Annotated in this window: 10 protein-coding genes and 2 pseudogenes; 7 read left to right on the top strand and 5 right to left on the bottom strand. The window is 63.3% G+C overall.

What is annotated here, in order from left to right:
• Nucleotides 1-169: 169 nt before the first annotated feature.
• On the bottom strand, nucleotides 170-820 hold the full coding sequence (locus PW947_RS20920) for an OmpA family protein (protein ID WP_299634295.1): 651 nt from the start codon (nucleotides 818-820) through the stop codon (nucleotides 170-172).
• 288 nt (nucleotides 821-1,108) lie between these two features.
• Between PW947_RS20920 and apbC the strand changes: the two genes are divergently transcribed.
• From apbC to PW947_RS20885, 7 genes and pseudogenes are all read left to right on the top strand, one after another.
• Nucleotides 1,109-2,197, top strand: a complete 1,089-nt coding sequence (apbC, locus tag PW947_RS20915) for an iron-sulfur cluster carrier protein ApbC (protein WP_299634294.1) — start codon at nucleotides 1,109-1,111, stop codon at nucleotides 2,195-2,197.
• Between the two features lie 204 nt (nucleotides 2,198-2,401).
• Nucleotides 2,402-2,935, top strand: coding sequence for a superoxide dismutase family protein (locus tag PW947_RS20910; protein WP_299634293.1), 534 nt, complete (start codon nucleotides 2,402-2,404; stop codon nucleotides 2,933-2,935).
• A gap of 207 nt (nucleotides 2,936-3,142) precedes the next feature.
• The gene (gene dcd, locus PW947_RS20905) at nucleotides 3,143-3,712 is read left to right on the top strand and encodes a dCTP deaminase (protein ID WP_299634292.1); all 570 of its coding nucleotides are present in this window, start codon (nucleotides 3,143-3,145) and stop codon (nucleotides 3,710-3,712) included.
• A gap of 76 nt (nucleotides 3,713-3,788) precedes the next feature.
• Nucleotides 3,789-6,076: pseudogene (locus PW947_RS20900) on the top strand (arginine/lysine/ornithine decarboxylase).
• Nucleotides 6,077-6,159: 83 nt separating this feature from the next.
• Nucleotides 6,160-6,822 carry a lysozyme inhibitor LprI family protein gene (locus PW947_RS20895; protein WP_299634590.1) on the top strand — a complete coding sequence of 221 codons (663 nt, stop codon included), beginning with the start codon at nucleotides 6,160-6,162 and terminating at the stop codon, nucleotides 6,820-6,822.
• Between the two features lie 196 nt (nucleotides 6,823-7,018).
• Nucleotides 7,019-8,177: pseudogene (locus PW947_RS20890) on the top strand (IS30 family transposase).
• Between the two features lie 205 nt (nucleotides 8,178-8,382).
• Nucleotides 8,383-9,609 carry an IS256 family transposase gene (locus PW947_RS20885; RefSeq protein ID WP_299634291.1) on the top strand — a complete coding sequence of 409 codons (1,227 nt, stop codon included), beginning with the start codon at nucleotides 8,383-8,385 and terminating at the stop codon, nucleotides 9,607-9,609.
• A 918-nt stretch (nucleotides 9,610-10,527) separates the two neighbouring features.
• On the opposite strand, the gene PW947_RS20880 is transcribed toward PW947_RS20885, so the two are convergent.
• The 4 genes from PW947_RS20880 to ppc all read right to left on the bottom strand — a co-directional run bounded on the left by PW947_RS20880 (nucleotide 10,528) and on the right by ppc (nucleotide 17,419).
• Nucleotides 10,528-11,454, bottom strand: coding sequence for a bestrophin family ion channel (locus PW947_RS20880; RefSeq protein WP_299634290.1), 927 nt, complete (start codon nucleotides 11,452-11,454; stop codon nucleotides 10,528-10,530).
• A gap of 185 nt (nucleotides 11,455-11,639) precedes the next feature.
• Nucleotides 11,640-13,046, bottom strand: a complete 1,407-nt coding sequence (gene argH, locus PW947_RS20875) for an argininosuccinate lyase (protein ID WP_299634289.1) — start codon at nucleotides 13,044-13,046, stop codon at nucleotides 11,640-11,642.
• A gap of 155 nt (nucleotides 13,047-13,201) precedes the next feature.
• Nucleotides 13,202-14,014: a helix-turn-helix transcriptional regulator gene (locus tag PW947_RS20870; RefSeq protein WP_299634288.1), complete on the bottom strand. Its 813-nt coding sequence runs from the start codon at nucleotides 14,012-14,014 to the stop codon at nucleotides 13,202-13,204.
• Nucleotides 14,015-14,224: 210 nt separating this feature from the next.
• Complete coding sequence (ppc, locus tag PW947_RS20865) at nucleotides 14,225-17,419, bottom strand: phosphoenolpyruvate carboxylase (protein WP_299634287.1); 3,195 nt, start codon at nucleotides 17,417-17,419, stop codon at nucleotides 14,225-14,227.
• Nucleotides 17,420-17,582: the final 163 nt, after the last annotated feature.

Raw genomic sequence — 17,582 nt, 5'->3', positions numbered from 1 at the left:
CATGCGCGAGCCGGTTGCGCGGCGTCCTTCAAGATGAAACGGGCCTCGCGGTCGGAGACGGCGAGGCCCGTGTTTTCTCAGGTCAGCGTGTGCCTGAGTGCGGCGCCGGCGAGTGCCGGCCCGCTGTCACGCCAGATTGCGCGTATCGCGGCTATCGCGCCTGTGGCGCTTATTGCGCGTGTTGCGCCGTAGCGCGCAGATACACTTCCACGCGACGGTTTTGCGCGCGGCCGGCTTCGGTGTTGTTGTCGGCGATCGGCTGCGATGCGCCCATGCCTTGTGCCGACAGACGTTGACCGGCAACGCCGTGCGACGCCAGATAGTTGACCACGCTTTGCGCGCGGTTCACCGACAGCGTCTGGTTGTACGCAGCCTGGCCGGTGCTATCCGTATGGCCGACCACTTGTGCGTTCACTTCCGGATTCTGGTTCAGCGTCTGACCGACCTGATCCAGCACCGGTGCGAACGACGGCTTGATCGCGTAGCTGTTGGTGTCGAACGTGACCGAGCTCGGGATGTTCAGCTTCAGCGAGCCGTCCGGCTGCTCGGTGATCTGCGTGCCGGTGCCCTTCGTTGCGCCCGACAGCTTGTTGCGAATGTTCTGCCAGTTGTAGCCGGTGATGCCGCCTGCCGCCGCGCCCACACCCGCACCGATCGCCGCGCCCTTGCCGCCGCCGATCAACGCGCCGAGACCTGCGCCCACGCCCGCACCGACGCCGGTGCCGACCGCGGTATTGGTGCCTTGCTGCGTTGCACAACCCGCCAGCAACGAACCGGCGACTGCGAACACGGCAACACGACTCATCATTTTTGCATTCATATTTGGTTCCTCTTGGGTTAAAGCGGTCCTACCTGAGTGTTCACGCCACGCGCGGCGGGCCCGGATATCGCTGAAGGGTCTTCCGGCAGCGCATGGCGTCAACCACTACAATAATGGTCGATGTCCACAACAGTGTTGCGATTTGATGCGACCCTTACGATTGGCTGCTGCGGAAGGTTGCCCCCCACGGATCGTTTGCGCAATGCTGCATAACAATTTCTTTCAAATTCCAGCCAGCGGTCGAGATTTCGATTCGATCGCGCTGCAAGTGTTCCCCACGGAGTCTCAATGAGTATCGATCGGGCATTGGTCGATGCCGCTCTCGCGGCTGTCGCTGACCCCAACACCGGCCGTTCTTTCGCGGCCGCGAAAAACTTGAAAAACGTTTCCGTCGACGGCGATACGGTCAGCGTCGAGGTGGTGCTCGGCTATCCGGCCCAGCGTCAGTTCGACGCGATCCGCGCGCTGTTCGACGCGGCGTTGCGCGCGGTCCCGGGCGTCGCCGATGCGCGCGTACAGGTGTCGCAGCAGATCGCCGCGCACGCGGTGCAACGCGGCGTCAAACTGCTGCCGGGCGTGAAGAATATCGTCGCGGTCGCGTCGGGCAAGGGCGGCGTCGGCAAGAGCACGACCGCGGTGAATCTGGCGCTGGCGCTAGCGGGCGAAGGCGCATCGGTGGGGATTCTCGACGCCGATATCTACGGTCCGTCGCTGCCGATGATGCTCGGCATCGAAGGCCGTCCGGAATCGCCGGACAACCAGTCGATGAACCCGATGACCGGTCACGGCGTGCAGGCCAATTCGATCGGCTTTCTGGTCGATCAGGACAACCCGATGGTATGGCGCGGCCCGATGGCGACCTCCGCGCTCGAACAGTTGCTGCGCCAGACCAACTGGCACGATCTCGATTACCTGATCGTCGATATGCCGCCGGGCACGGGCGACATCCAGTTGACGCTGTCGCAGCGCGTGCCGGTCACCGGCGCGGTGATCGTCACCACGCCGCAGGACATCGCGCTGCTCGACGCCAAAAAAGGGCTGAAGATGTTCGAGAAGGTCGGCATTCCGATCCTCGGTATCGTCGAAAACATGGCCATGCATATTTGCTCGAATTGCGGCCATGAAGAGCATATTTTCGGCACGGGCGGCGGCGCGCGGATGGCGCAGGAGTACGGCGTCGACGCGCTGGGCAGCTTGCCGCTCGACATCGGCATTCGCGAACAGGCCGACTCCGGCCGCCCGACCGTGATCGCCGATCCCGATGGCCGGATCGCGGAGATCTATCGTTCGATCGCGCGTAAGGTCGCGATTCATATCGCCGAGCGCGCCCGCGACATGACCTCGAAATTCCCGAGCATCGTGCTGCAAAATACCTGACGGCGCGAAGGGCTGGCCGACATCGGTCGGGCTGGCCCTTACAGTCGCCGTCCTGCGACCCTTCAACGCGCTGAACGCCTTATGCCGTGAGGCAAAGCGCACTGCCGACCGGTTAAATCCGGGCGGCTCTCGCTGTATCATGTGGGCTTCATCAGGTTCGGTGCGACGACCGCAGGGGCGGTCGTCAACCGGCAAGAGGATCGCATGGGAAAACGAATCGACGGACAGGCGGTGCATGCGTTCATCGTCCTGGCTGCCAGCAGTCTGCTGCTTTGCGGCTGCACGAGCTTCCTGAGGCCGCAGGAAAAACGCGCCGACACACAACTACTGCCTACGATCGGCAATCAGGCGCATGGCACGGTGACGTTCATCGAACGCTCGGACGGCGTGCAGGTCACGTATAACCTCGCGGGTCTGCCGCCGAATTCCGAACACGCGCTTCAAGTGCATGAGCGCGGCGACTGCAATGCATCGGACGGTTCGAGTGCGGGCGCGGTGTTCTCGCCGGCGGCGGAACGCCTGAAGGCCGGCGCGCGCGTCGAGGGCGACCTCGGCAATATCCGCGCAGACGCGAACGGCGTCGCGAGCGGCTTTATCGTGGCGCCGGACGTATCGCTCGACGGCATTCGCTCGGTGCTGAACCGCTCGGTGCTGCTTCATCACGAAGCCAGCGATCCCTACGCGTCGCCGCAAGACGGCGGCGGCGTCGCGATTGCGTGCGGCGTGATCCGCCAGTGACCGGCCCGGCGCGACCGTCCCGCTGTCTCGCGGCCGCCGGATAGCCCGGCTTGCAGCGGCGCGCGCCCGATCGCGTAAAATAAGCGCCTTTCGTTGAGCCGCGCCGGTCGGCCCGCCCGGATCGCCCGCGCGATCCTTACGCGGCCCGCTTTCGCCCGGCATTCACCCGGTTTTTATTCGTAATCATTCGTCAGGCAGCGCTCATATATGACCATCAAATCCGACAAGTGGATTCGGCGCATGGCCGAAAGTCACAACATGATCGAGCCGTTCGCGCCCGATCAGGTGCGCGTCTCCGAAGACGGTCGGAAGATCGTCAGCTACGGCACGTCGAGCTACGGCTACGACATTCGTTGCGCGGACGAATTCAAGATCTTCACGAACATCAATTCGACCATCGTCGATCCGAAGAACTTCGACGAGAAATCGTTTGTCGACTTCAAGGGCGATGTTTGCATCATCCCGCCTAACTCGTTCGCGCTCGCGCGCACGGTCGAGTATTTCCGCATTCCGCGCAGCGTGCTGACGGTATGTCTGGGCAAATCCACGTATGCGCGTTGCGGGATCATCGTCAACGTGACGCCGTTCGAGCCGGAGTGGGAAGGTCACGTCACGCTCGAATTCTCGAATACGACACCTTTGCCTGCCAAAATCTACGCGAACGAAGGCGTTGCTCAGGTGCTGTTTTTCGAGAGCGACGAAATTTGTGAAACGTCGTACGCGGATCGCGGCGGCAAATATCAAGGCCAGCACGGGGTCACGTTGCCGCGGACCTGACGTTCGCGACGCTGTAACTCACCAGTATTTCGGGTGACCGCTGCGTGCAGCGGTCGTTCTTTTTGGAGAATCGCCCATGAAGTTTCGTTTTCCCGTCGTCATCATCGACGAAGATTTTCGCTCCGAGAACATCTCGGGTTCCGGCATCCGGGCATTGGCCGAAGCCATCGAGAAAGAAGGCGCGGAAGTGCTCGGGCTGACGAGCTACGGCGACCTGACTTCGTTTGCGCAACAATCGAGCCGTGCGTCGTGCTTCATCCTGTCGATCGACGACGATGAACTGCTGCCGTACACCGATAACGTGGTGGTCGAGGGCGAGACGCCGGAACTGGCTGCGGCGATCGTCGCACTGCGCGCGTTCGTGACCGAAGTGCGCCGCCGCAACGCCGACATTCCGATCTTCCTGTACGGCGAAACGCGCACGTCGCGTCACTTGCCGAACGACATCCTGCGCGAACTGCATGGTTTCATCCATATGTTCGAGGACACGCCGGAATTCGTCGCGCGCCACATCATTCGTGAAACCAAGGTGTATCTGGATTCGCTCGCGCCGCCGTTCTTCAAGGAGCTGGTGCAGTACGCGGAAGAAGGATCGTATTCGTGGCATTGCCCCGGCCACTCGGGCGGCGTCGCGTTCCTGAAGAGCCCGCTCGGCCAGATGTTCCACCAGTTCTTCGGCGAGAACATGCTGCGCGCGGACGTCTGCAATGCCGTCGACGAACTCGGCCAGCTGCTCGATCACACCGGCCCGGTGGCGGCATCGGAGCGCAACGCGGCGCGTATTTTCAGCGCGGATCACGTGTTCTTCGTGACCAACGGCACGTCCACGTCGAACAAGATCGTCTGGCACGGCACGGTTGCGCCCGGCGACATCGTGCTGGTGGACCGTAACTGCCACAAGTCGATCCTGCACGCGATCACGATGACCGGCGCGATCCCGGTGTTCCTGACGCCGACGCGCAATAACTTCGGCATCATCGGCCCGATTCCGCGTTCGGAATTCGAGCCGGAAAATATCCGCAAGAAGATCGAGGCGAACCCGTTCGCACGCGAAGCGCTGGCGAAGAATCCGGGCATGAAGCCGCGCATTCTGACGATCACGCAAAGCACGTACGACGGCGTGATCTACAACGTCGAAATGATCAAGGGCATGTTGGGCGAATGGCTCGACACGCTGCATTTCGACGAAGCGTGGTTGCCGCACGCGGAATTCCACGAGTTCTATCAGGACATGCACGCGATCGGCGCGGGTCGTCCGCGCATCGGCGCGCTGGTGTTCGCGACGCACTCGACGCACAAGCTGCTGGCCGGCATTTCGCAGGCATCGCAGATCGTCGTTCAGGACTCGAAGAACAGCCGCTTCGACAAGCACCGTTTCAACGAAGCGTATCTGATGCACACGTCCACCAGCCCGCAGTACGCGATCATCGCGTCGTGCGACGTGGCGGCGGCGATGATGGAAGCGCCGGGCGGCACCGCGCTGGTCGAGGAGTCGCATCGCCGAGGCGCTGGACTTCCGTCGTGCGATGCGCAAGGTCGATGCCGAATACGGCGACGAATGGTTCTTCAAGGTGTGGGGTCCGGACGAATTCGCGGAAGAAGGCATCGGTTCGCGCGAAGACTGGATGCTGCGTCCGAACGACGCGTGGCACGGTTTCGGCCCGCTCGCCGAAGGCTTCAACATGCTCGACCCGATCAAGGCGACCATCGTCACGCCGGGTCTGGATATGGACGGCGGCTTCGGCGAATCGGGCATTCCGGCCGCGATCGTCACGAAGTATCTGGCCGAGCACGGCATCATCGTCGAGAAGACCGGGCTGTATTCGTTCTTCATCATGTTCACGATCGGCATCACGAAGGGTCGCTGGAACTCGATGGTGACCGAGCTGCAACAGTTCAAGGACGACTACGACAACAACCAGCCGTTGTGGCGCGTGTTGCCCGAGTTCGTCGCGCATCATCCGATGTACGAGCGGGTCGGTTTGCGCGATCTGTGTCGAGCAGATTCACAGCGTGTACCGCGCGAACGACATCGCGCGTCTGACGACGGAGATGTATCTGTCGAGCATGGAACCGGCGATGAAGCCGTCGGATGCATTCGCGAAGCTGGCGCATCGCGAGATCGACCGCGTGCCTATCGACGAACTCGAAGGCCGCGTCGCGTCGATCCTGTTGACGCCTTACCCGCCGGGCATTCCGTTGCTGATTCCGGGCGAGCGTTTCAACAAGACGATCGTCAACTATCTGCGGTTCGCACGCGAGTTCAACGAGCGTTTCCCCGGCTTCCACACGGACGTCCACGGTCTGGTGGGCGAGATGATCAACGGGCGCATCGAGTATTTCGTCGATTGCGTGCGCAGCTGAGCATGACGGGAAGCGTGTCCCGGCGAGGGTTTGGGCGCGCCATGACGACGACGGCACGCGTGCGGTTGCACGCGACCGCGGTGATGGCGGCGATGGCGATGTGGTTGACGCCGGGTTTGGCGCACGCCGAAGTCGCCGCCGCCGATCCGATCGACGCGGCGATGCGAGCGTGCCTGGCGCGCAGCGACATGTCGTCGACAGTCGGGCAGATTCAGTGCATGGATACAGCGCGGATCGGCTGGCATGCCGCGCTCGATACCGCGTGGCAGCAGTTGCAGAGCAAGTTGCCGCCGGCGCAGCGCACGAAGTGGCAGAAGAGTCAGACGGCGTGGCTCGCGTGGCGGGACGCGGAGGAGCCGTTGCTTGGCGCGGTGATCGCGACGACGCAGGGCACGATGTACCGGTTAGCGGCTGCGGATATGCAGTTGCAGCCGGTGCGGGATCGGGCGTTGGCGCTGCGGAGTGCGGCTGCGGCCGCACAGAGCGGGGCGACGACGCCGAGATTGCGGGCGTGTTCTGCGGATGCGCAGTGCGAACATGCGATGTTCGATCTGAATCGGTATTACCGGCGGTTGGTGGGGAAAATGCCGGTGAAGTCGCGTGCGTTGTTGACGAAGGCGCAGCGGGCGTGGACGCGGTATCGGGATGCTACTTCGGCTGTTGTGGATGAGAGGGGGCGGATTGATATTATTGGCGGGCGGGTGGCGACGGTTAAGAGGTTGTCGGAGACGGTGGGGAATGATTAGTTGAGGTTGGGGTTGGTTGCTGTTGGGTTGCCTCGGTTGTCCCGTATTCACGCCGGTCTGCCTGGATCGTCCCTGTGCGGGACCGCACCTACTTTTCTTTGCTCGCGCAAAGAAAAGTAGGTAAAAGAAAGCGCGGCGGATTCAACCGGTCGTTGCAACATATCTGTTCCAATGCGGAATTGGAGAGTGGAACACTATGGAACGGCAGAGGAAACACTGGCTAAGCGCACAGCAGAAGACCGACATCTGGAAGATGTGGCGCCAGGGCGAGTCGCTGAGCGAGATCGGGCGCGCACTTGGACGTCATCCAAGTGGGCCTTTCCGGGTGATCTCTAAAGGGGGTGGAATATCCCCGGTCACTCGCACCCGTTCTGGGCGGGCGCTGACACTGGCCGAACGCGAGGATATCTCACGCTCGCTGGCGGCGGGCATATCGATGCGTCAGATTGCCGTGCAACTGGGGCGCCCGACCTCGACCGTTACACGGGAAGTCGCGCGCAATGGCGGCAGCCAAAGGTATCGGGCCCATGAGGCCGACGCCAGCACCTGGGAGCGGGCACTGCGACCCAAGGCGTGTGCACTGTCGAACAATGCCCGGCTGCGTCGCCTGGTGGCCGCCCGGCTCAAACTACAATGGGCGCCTGTACAGATAGCCGGGTGGCTGCGGCGCGAGTTCCCGGGCAACAAGGACATGCAGATATCTCACGAAACCATTTATCGCAGCCTGTTCATCCAGACACGTGGCGTGCTTAAAAAGGAACTGGTCGCCCATCTGCGAACAAACCGGACGATGCGTCAGGCGAAGAGCGCTTCGGAGCGCGGCCAGGGCAGAGGCCGGATATGCGGGGCGGTGTCGATCAGCGAGCGGCCCGCCGAGGCGGACGACCGGGCGGTACCGGGGCACTGGGAAGGGGACCTGCTGGCAGGCGCGGACAATACCTACATTGCCACACTGGTGGAGCGGCACTCGCGCTATGTCATGCTGGTCAAGGTGGCGGGCAAGGACGCGCAAAGCGTGGCGTCCGCACTGATCAGGCAGGTGAACAAACTGCCGAGCGCAACTACGCCGGTCACTGACATGGGACCGCGGCACGGAGATGGCGAGCCACAGGGCCTTCACGGTGGCCACGCAGGTGCAGGTGTATTTTTGCGACCCGCAGAGTCCGTGGCAGCGAGGCAGCAACGAGAACACGAATGGACTTCTGCGCCAGTACTTTCCGAAAGGAACGCGGCTCGATGGCTATACACAGGCTGAGCTGAACAAGGTTGCCGCGCGCCTGAACGGTCGCCCCCGCCTGACCCTTCAGTTTATGAATCCTGCTGAAAAACTGGCGGAAACGTTGGCGTTGCATTGACCGGTTGAATCCGCCGCGTTTACCCCGCCGCTTCGTAGCGAGTGGCGTCTAGTAACTTTCCGGTAGTGGACCGCGCACGATTTGAGTTGCCGCACCGCTTAAGCGAGTGACAAGGCAGTCATTAGTTCCGGCTGTTCGCTGAGCCTGTAAGCGATTTTGTGTCTGCGAGTCATATGATTGCCCGTAACAGGCCAAGGAGAGTCATATGGCAACGCGCAAGACGAGGAGCCGGTTCGATCCGGCGGTGCTGGACGAACTGCTCAAGGGGCAGGATCCGCAGACGGTCCTGCGTTCGCAGGGCCTGCTCGGCGAACTCAAGAAGGCGCTGGCCGAGCGCATGCTCAACGCCGAGATGGACGTGCATCTGGACCAGCCGCTCGAGCACGACGCGGGCAACCACCGCAACGGATCGAGCGCGAAGACCGTGCTCAGCGAGGACGGCCCGCTGGAGCTGGCGATTCCCCGCGATCGCCACGGCCGCTTTGATCCGGCGCTCATCGGCAAATACCAGCGCCGCTTTCCCGGCTTCGACCAGAAGATCATCGCGCTGTACGCGCGCGGCATGAGTACGCGCGATATCCAGGCCCACGTGGCCGAACTCTACGGCCTGGAGATCTCGCCCGAGTTGGTGTCGGCGGTCACCGACGCGGTGCTCGACGAGGTCCGGGCACGGCAGGAGCGCCCGCTCGATCCGGTGTATGCGCTGGTCTATTTCGATGCGCTGCGCGTGAAGATCCGCGATGAGGGGCTGGTGCGCAACAAGGCCGTGTATCTGGCCATCGGCGTGAACTGTGAGGGCTACCGCGACGTGCTGGGCATCTGGATCGAGCACACCGAGGGCGCCCGGTTCTGGCTCAGGGTGATGAGCGAGCTGAAGGCGCGCGGCACGCGCGACATCCTGATCGCGGTGGTCGACGGGCTCAAGGGGTTTCCGGAGGCGATCGTGTCGGTGTTCCCGCAGACGGTGGTCCAGACCTGCATCGTGCACCTGCTGCGCAACTCGATGCAGTTCGCCACCTGGAAGGAGCGCGCCGCGCTGGCCGCCGCGCTCAGGCCGGTCTACACCGCGACGGGCGCCGAGGCGGCCGAACAGGAACTGGCGCGCTTCGAGGCCGGCGAGTGGGGCCAGCGCTACCGGGCGATCGTGCCGATGTGGCGACGGCAGTGGGAAGAGGTCGTGCCGTTCTTTGCGTTCACCGCGCCGGTGCGCACGCTGATCTACACGACCAACGCGATCGAGAGCCTGCACAGCCAGGTGCGCAAATCGATCCGCAACAAGGGCCACTTTCCATCCGACGAAGCCGCGCTCAAACTCATCTGGCTGAGCCTGCGCTACATCGTCGGCAAGTGGACCAACCGGCCCCTGTGCTGGAGCGCGGCGCGAACGGAGTTCGCCATCCAGTTTGAAGACCGCTTTACTGTCGGGCCATGAGTACCATGACTCGCACACAAAATTTCTGACAGGCTCTGTTCGCTCCGCGACAGCCGACGGGCACAACCCCGTCTTTATCTCTTGGCGCCATCCGCGCGCTGCACTTCGTCCGTTACAAAACCCGTTTCTCTGGCATGCGCCGGCCGGTTCGCGCGCGCAAAATTCCAGGCAACCCGGAACTTCGAAACCGTCGAGAAGAGGCGTGAATGCCGTGGCACAAACCGGGCGTTGAGCCGGAGGCTGCAACGGTCGTGGGGGCGTGCAAATCGAGAGGCGCAAACCGGGCTTCGAGCCGACGCCGGAACCGTCGTGGGCTGGCAATTCGAGAGGCGCGAATCGGGCTGTGCGCCGAGGCCAGAACCGTCGTGAAAGCAGGCCAGTGACGAGGCGCAAATGGGTTTTTGAAGTGGGCTACCGCCGCGAAGCGGGCGGGATGTGGGGGCGCGGACCACCGGGAAAAACGGACCGGCAACTCCAAACGTGCGCGGTCCACTACCCGAAAAATACTAGACGCCACTCGCTACGAAGCGCGAGGTAAACGCGCTTTCTTTTGCCTACTTTTCTTTGCGCGAGCAAAGAAAAGTAGGTGCGGTCCCGCACAGGGACGATCCAGGCAGACCAGCGTGAAAACGGGACAACCGAACGAAACCACGCAAAGCCGGCGCGCAACCGGGACAACCGAACGAAACCACGCAAAGCCGGCGCGCAACCGGGACAACCGAACGAAACCACGCAAAGCCGACGCGAACCGGGACGACCGAACGAAACCACGCAAAGCCGGCGCGCAACCGGGACAACCGAACGAAACCACGCAAAGCCGACGCGAACCGGGACGACCGAACGAAACCACGCAAAGCCGACGCGAAAACAGGACAACCGAACAGAACCAAACCAAACAAAACCAAACAAAACCAACTCTCACCTAAACACCACCCCCTCCCGACACCCATCCACCCCCGGCGCCACCGGCAACCCCGCCAGATCCCCCACCGCATCTTCAATCGTCACCGACATCATCTCCAGCGCCAGATCGTTATCTTCGGTGCCGAACGGCTCCTCGATCTGCCCGGCGATCGCCTCATGCGCCATAAACGCATAAGCGACAAACACCGAAAACAACGGCGTAAACAACCCAATGCTATCCACCAACCCAAACGGCAACGACGCACAAAAGAAATACACGGTCCGGTGAATCATCACCGAATACGCAAACGGCAACGGCGTCGACGCAATCCGCTCGCAACCGCCAATCACATCCGACAAGCCATTCAGATTCCGGTCGAACGCCACCACCGCCATCGGATCGATCGCACCGTCGCGAGCATGACGATGGACCCATTCGCCCAGACACATCAACAGCGTCGCCGGTCGATATCGCGATTGCATCACCCGCGTCAACATCGCCGGCGGCAATCGCTCGGCCAGATCCGCCGACGGGTCGGTCTTGCGCAACTGATGCCGCAACGCATGCGGCATCGCGCCCAGCATCACCAGAAACGCACGACGCTCGGCGGCGTCCAGCGTGGCTTGCGGCAAGGTCAGCGCCTGACGCGTCAGCGAGCGCGACTCGTTCAGCAATTGCCCCCACAATTTGCGCGCTTCCCAATACCGGTCGTAACTCGCGTTATTGCGAAAACCGAGAAACACCGCCAGCGCAATCCCGATCAGCGAAAACGGTGCGGTGCTGTTCAGATTCACGGTGACGCGCAACAAATGATCGTGCGACGCCACGGCCACCAGCGATATCAGAAAAATCAGCGTGAGACGCGGCAGCAGTTGCGGCAACACCGAGCCGCGCCATGCGAGCAACATCCGGAACCAGTTGAGATGCGGACGAATAATCATCGGAAATCCTGAATCAAACGCAGCAGACAAACACGAAACAGACGACGCAAACGCGCAGCGAACACGAAGTACACGCGCAACCTCGGCAATGCCCACGCGACGCATCAGCCGAAAACGCCGGCACCAACAAAAAGGGCGAGCCCAAACAGGCTCGCCCACTATAACGTCTGCCCAGTGGGCAAAAATTACTTCAGATTGTCGCGAGCGGCTTTGACGGCGGCCAATACCTGTTCGGGCGCGGTGCCGCCCGGATGGTTCCGGCTATTGACCGAGCCTTCCAGCGTCAGGAACGAGAACACGTCTTCACCGATCAGATGCGCGACGTTCGGCAGGTCGGCCCGCATTTCGTCGAGCGTCAGATCGGCCAGATCGCAGCCGCGATCGACGCACACGCGTACGGCCAACGCAACCGCTTCGTGCGCATCGCGGAACGGCAGGCCGCGCTTCACGAGGTAGTCGGCGAGGTCGGTGGCGGTCGAGAAGCCTTGCAGCGCGGCGGCGCGCATCGCGTCCGGCTTCACGGTGATGCCAGCCACCATTTCCGCGAAAATCCGCAGCGTGTCGGCGACCGTATCGACGGTGTCGAACAACGGTTCCTTGTCTTCCTGATTGTCCTTGTTGTACGCGAGCGGCTGGCCCTTCATCAGCGTCAGCAACGCCATCAGGTGACCGTTCACGCGACCGGTCTTGCCGCGCGCCAGTTCGGGCACGTCCGGGTTTTTCTTCTGCGGCATGATCGACGAACCGGTGCAGAAACGGTCGGCCAGATCGATAAAGCCGACGCGCGGGCTCATCCACAGCACCAGCTCTTCCGAGAAGCGCGACACGTGCGTCATCACCAGCGCGGACGCGGCCGTGAATTCGATCGCGAAATCACGATCCGACACGGCATCGAGCGAATTCGCGCAGATGCCGTCGAAGCCCAACGTTTTCGCAACCGCGTGACGGTCGATCGGGTAGCTCGTGCCGGCGAGTGCGGCGGCGCCCAGCGGCAGACGGTTCACGCGCTTGCGGCAATCGATCATCCGCTCGGCGTCGCGCGTGAACATTTCGACGTACGCCAGCAGGTGATGACCGAAGGTCACCGGTTGCGCGACCTGCAGGTGCGTGAAACCCGGCATGATCGTGCTGGCGTTTTTGTCCGCGAGGTCGAGCAACGCGCTGCGCAGATCCTTCAACAGATCGCCGATCCGGTCGATCTCGCCGCGCAGCCACAAACGGATATCCGTCGCGACCTGATCGTTGCGCGAGCGGCCCGTGTGCAGGCGCTTGCCGGCGTCGCCGATCAACGCGGTCAGGCGCGCTTCGATATTCAGGTGCACGTCTTCGAGATCGAGTTGCCACTCGAATTCGCCACGCTCGATCTCACCCTTGATCTGCGCCATGCCGCGCTGGATGGCGGCGAGGTCGTCGGCGGCGATGATCTTCTGCGCAGCCAGCATCGACGCGTGCGCGAGCGATCCTTCGATGTCGACCAGTCCGAGACGCTTGTCGAAGAAAACCGACGACGTGTAGCGTTTGACGAGCTCCGACATCGGTTCCGAGAAGCGAGCCGACCAGGCTTCGCCTTTTTTGTGCAGTTGGGACGTCATGGTGTTGAGCAGTGAACGAGCGGTGAGTAAAAGCCGGCAGGCGAGGGCGCACGCGTTGCGCACCGTCGCCGGTAAGCCTGTGATTTTAACATCGCGGACGCGCGCGGCCTGCGCGAATCCGGCCGTGGCTCAACGCGGCGCGCGTCGAAAGCCCGTCATTGGCGCACCAGCACGACCAGTTTCAGGTCTTCGCGATGCGCGGGCTTGAAGGTGATCTGGTCGTAGACGATCCGGCCGTCGCGCGGATGATTGAACTCGCGGCGGCCGCCTTCGCGCTCGCCGACGTCTTGCGACGCCCAGAACCGCGCGAACGCTTCGTTGCCGCCGGTCAGCGCGTCGATCAGGCTGCGGGTCGGCGGGTCGCCCAGATGGCGGATCGAATCGGCGCGAAATTCGGCGGCGAGGCGGCGCGCACGCGTCTCCCAGTCGACGATCAACTCGCGCGCGGCGGGTTTGTTGAAGGTGAAACGCAGCAGGTTGCGGTCGTTCGCGCCGTCCAGCCAGCCGACGAACAGGTCGGCCGCGCGGGCGTTCCACGCGAGCGCGTTCCATTGGCGATCGAGCACGTACGCGGGCGCGTCCACCAGCTGAACGGTTTCGAGCAGCGTCGCCGGGGCGTCGGTGGCGGCGGGATCGGGTTCGGCGGGATCGCGCTGCGCGGCGAGTTCGAACAGATAGGCGCGTTCGGCCCGCGACAACTGCAACGCAACCGCAATCCGCGCCAATGCGTCCGCCGATGCCGACACCGGCCGCCCTTGCTCGATCCACGTGTACCAGGTCGGGCTGACGCCGCACAACTGCGCGACTTCCTCGCGACGCAAACCGGGCGTGCGCCGACGCGGACCCGGCGGCAATCCGACGGCTTGCGGCGACAGCCGTTCGCGATGGGCGCGAATGAAATCGCCCAGCGCGTGCGCGGGCGTGGCATCGAGCGGGGGCGGCGAAGCGTCGGCGGGGAACTGCGTCATCGATGTGTGTGGTGAGGGCGATACCAGAATAATCACTGGCTTGTACCAGTGTAAGCGGGCTCTATTGTAGCGGCTGGATGCGGCGGCGCGTGCGGGATGTGGGTGGCCGTTGCGACCGTTTTGCACGCTCCAAAAGAAAAAGCCGGTTTGCAGATCGTTCCGCAAACCGGCCCTGGTCAACGCATGCGCGTGTGGCGCGCAAGCGCGCGCTTAGCCCGTATTACGCAAGCCCGCGGCAATCCCGTTGATCGTCAGATGAATCCCGCGTCGCACGCGCACGTTGTCGTCGCCGGCGCGATGGCGTTTCAGCAATTCGACCTGCAAGTGATTCAGCGGATCGAGATACGGGAATCGGTTCTTGATCGACCGCGCGAGCAGCGGATTCTCGGCGAGGCGCTCCTGCCGGCCGGTGATTTCCGACAGCACCTTCGACGTGCGTTCCCATTCCGCGACGATCCGCTCGAACACATGCTTGCGGATTTTCTTGTCGCTGACGAGCGCGGCATAACGCGACGCCACGGCCAGATCGGTCTTCGCGAGCACCATGTCCATGTTCGACAGCAGGTTGGCGAAGAACGGCCAGGTCTTGTTCATCTTCTTGAGCAGCGTCAGACGGCGTGCGCGTTCCGCTTCGTCCGGCGCGCTGTCCAGATGCGCGGCTACCGCGCTGCCGAAGCCGTACCAGCCCGTCAGCAGCAAGCGGCATTGGCCCCACGAAAAGCCCCACGGAATCGCGCGCAGATCTTCGATTTTCCGCTGCTTCGGGTCTTGCAGTTTGCGCGACGCCGGACGGCTGCCGATGTTCAGTTCCGCGATCTCCGAGATCGGCGTGGACTCGAAGAAATATTCCTTGAAGCCCGGCGTCTCGTAGACGAGCGCGCGATACGACGCCATCGCGGTATCGGACAAGGTTTGCATGGTCGCTTCGAACGCGGGCAGTTGCGCGGGCGCGTTGTCGTGCGGCAGCAGCGACGCTTCGAGCGTGGCCGCGACCACGGTTTCCAGATTGCGCCGGCCGATTTCCGGATTGCCGAACTTGCTGGCGATCACCTCGCCCTGTTCGGTCAAACGGATCTGACCGTCGACGGTGCCCGGCGGCTGCGACAGGATCGCCGAATAGGTCGGGCCGCCGCCACGACCGACCGTGCCGCCCCGGCCGTGGAACAGCCGCAAGGTCACCTTGTGCGCATTGAACAGGCCGACCAGCGCGAGTTCCGCGCGATACAGCTCCCAGTTCGACGTCAGGAAACCGCCGTCCTTGTTGCTGTCCGAGTAGCCGAGCATCACTTCCTGCTCGTTGCCGTTGTGTTCGATCACCTGACCGACGCCCGGCAACGCCATGAATTCGCCCATGATGACCGGCGCGTTGCGCAAGTCGGGGATCGTCTCGAACAGCGGAATCACCATCAGCCCGGCCTTGGCCGGTTGGTCCGCGTCGCCGAGCAGGCCTTGCAGCAGCCCGGTTTCCTTTTGCAGCAGCATCACTTCGACCAGATCGCTGACGGTTTCCGTGTGCGAGATGATGTAGTTGCGCACCGCGCGCGCGCCGAACTTCTCGCGGGTCTTGCGCGCTTCCTCGAGCACGCCGAGCTCGCTTTTGACGAGGTCGGAATACTCGAAATACGGCGAGCGCAACAGCCGCGGTTGCGCGAGTTCGGCGAGCAGCAGCTTGAGCTTGCCGGCCTCCGGCAGCGCGGCGTAATCCGCTTCGACGCCGGCGTGCTTCAGCAGTTCGGCGATCACGGCTTCGTGGATGTCGGAGCTTTGTCGCAAGTCGATGCTGGCCAGATGGAAGCCGAAGACTTCGGCTGCGCGCGCCAGCGGCGACAGACGCGGCGCCGCCAGCGACGCGCCGTGATGCTCCGCCAGCGATGCCATCAGCACATGCAGATCGCGGACGAATTCGGACGCGTCGGCGTAAGGCGTCGCGCGGATCGGCGGCACGCCGCGACCGGCGCTGCGCACGGCGATCGCGCCTTCGCCCAGACGCACGCGCGCGCTCGCCGCGAGTCGCGTGTACATGCCGATCAGCGCGCGCCGGTACGGTTCGTCGGTGCGGTGCGGCGACTGATCCGGCGAAATGCCGGCGAGTTCCTTCAGCGCGTCGCTCGCGCCGGCCAGCAGGTTCGACACCGACAGTTCCGCGCCGAGCTTGTGGACCTGCTCCATGTAGTGCTCGAACAGCACGGCGGCCTGGCGCGTGATCGCGGTTTCGAGCGTTTCGGCGGTGACGTTCGGATTGCCGTCGCGATCGCCGCCGATCCAGCTTCCCATTTGCAGAAACGGCGGCATCCGCGCATCGACGCCGTGTTCGGCGAGCGCGGCTTCGATGTCCGCATAGAGCGCCGGGATTTCTTCGAGGAACGTGGCGCGGTAATACGACAGCGCGTTTTCGATTTCGTCGGCGACGGTCAGGCGCGCGTCGCGCAGCATCCGCGTCTGCCACAGCGACGTGACGCGCGCGCGCAGCATCGATTCGTTGTGCGCGCGCTCGCGATCGGTCAGCGGCTGGTCGCGTTCGGCGAGCAGACGCGCGATGTCGTGCTGCGCGTCGAGAATGCTCTTGCGCTGCACTTCGGTCGGATGCGCGGTCAGCACGGGGACGATCAGCGCGTCGTTGAAGAACTTCTGCAGCACCGGCGTGGCGGCCGCATTCGATGCGATCAGCTTGTCGAGCGAATGCGCGATCGTGCCGATTTGCGAAGTAGACCCGGCCAGCGCGTGAATGCGGTGACGGCGGTTGCGATGGCGGTCTTCGGCGATATTTGCCAGATGCGAGAAGTAGCTGAACGCACGCACCACGCTGACGGTCTGCTCCGGGCTCAGCGCGCGCAATTGCTTGTCGAGCGTTTGCGACGCGACGCTGTCGTCCTCACGACGGAAACGCACCGCCGTCTGACGGATCGTCTCGACCACGTCGAACACGGCGTCGCCTTCCTGCTCGCGCACCACGTCGCCGAGCAGACGTCCGAGATAACGGATGTCCTCGAACAGCGGCTGATCCTTGTCGTCGCGATTTCGCGTGGCGGTTTTCGTGGCGACGGCGGTTTTGGCGTTCGCCTTGGCGTCGGGCTTCGACGCGAGCTTGCCTTGTGCTTTGGTATCGGTCTTGGCCTTGATCTTGGCCTTCGCGTCACCCCTGGCAGCGGCTTTGGCCTCTGCCTTCGATGCGGCCTTGGCCTGCGCCTTGCTATCCGCTTTCGATACGGCCTTCGTCTCTGCCTTGGCTGTGCGCAACGGCGCGGCGGGTTTCGCGCTGCCGTTGGCCTTGAGCCCGGATACTTTGCGCTTCGTGGGTGTGCTGACGGGTTGCGTGGCAGCGCCGGCTTGGGCGTCGGGCTTGGCGGTCACAGCGGCGTCGGCCTTAACGGCGGTTTTCGAAGCCGCTTTGGCGGAAGTCTTCACGATGGGTTTCCTCAGGGAAGCCGGGTCTATTGAATGATGGACGTGCTACTACGTGAACTGCGCATGCAATAAGGATGAAGCAGGCTGAAGCGCGCAGGAACTGCGCATGGACTACCGGAGCGGAGGAGGGGAGAGACGACGACGGGCAGGCGAAGCGCTCGCG

The organism is Paraburkholderia sp. (assembly GCF_028283785.1).
In the GTDB taxonomy this organism is placed as follows: domain Bacteria; phylum Pseudomonadota; class Gammaproteobacteria; order Burkholderiales; family Burkholderiaceae; genus Paraburkholderia.
The sequence above is the reverse complement of the archived record's forward strand: the minus strand, read 5'-3'. Positions and strand labels throughout refer to the sequence as shown.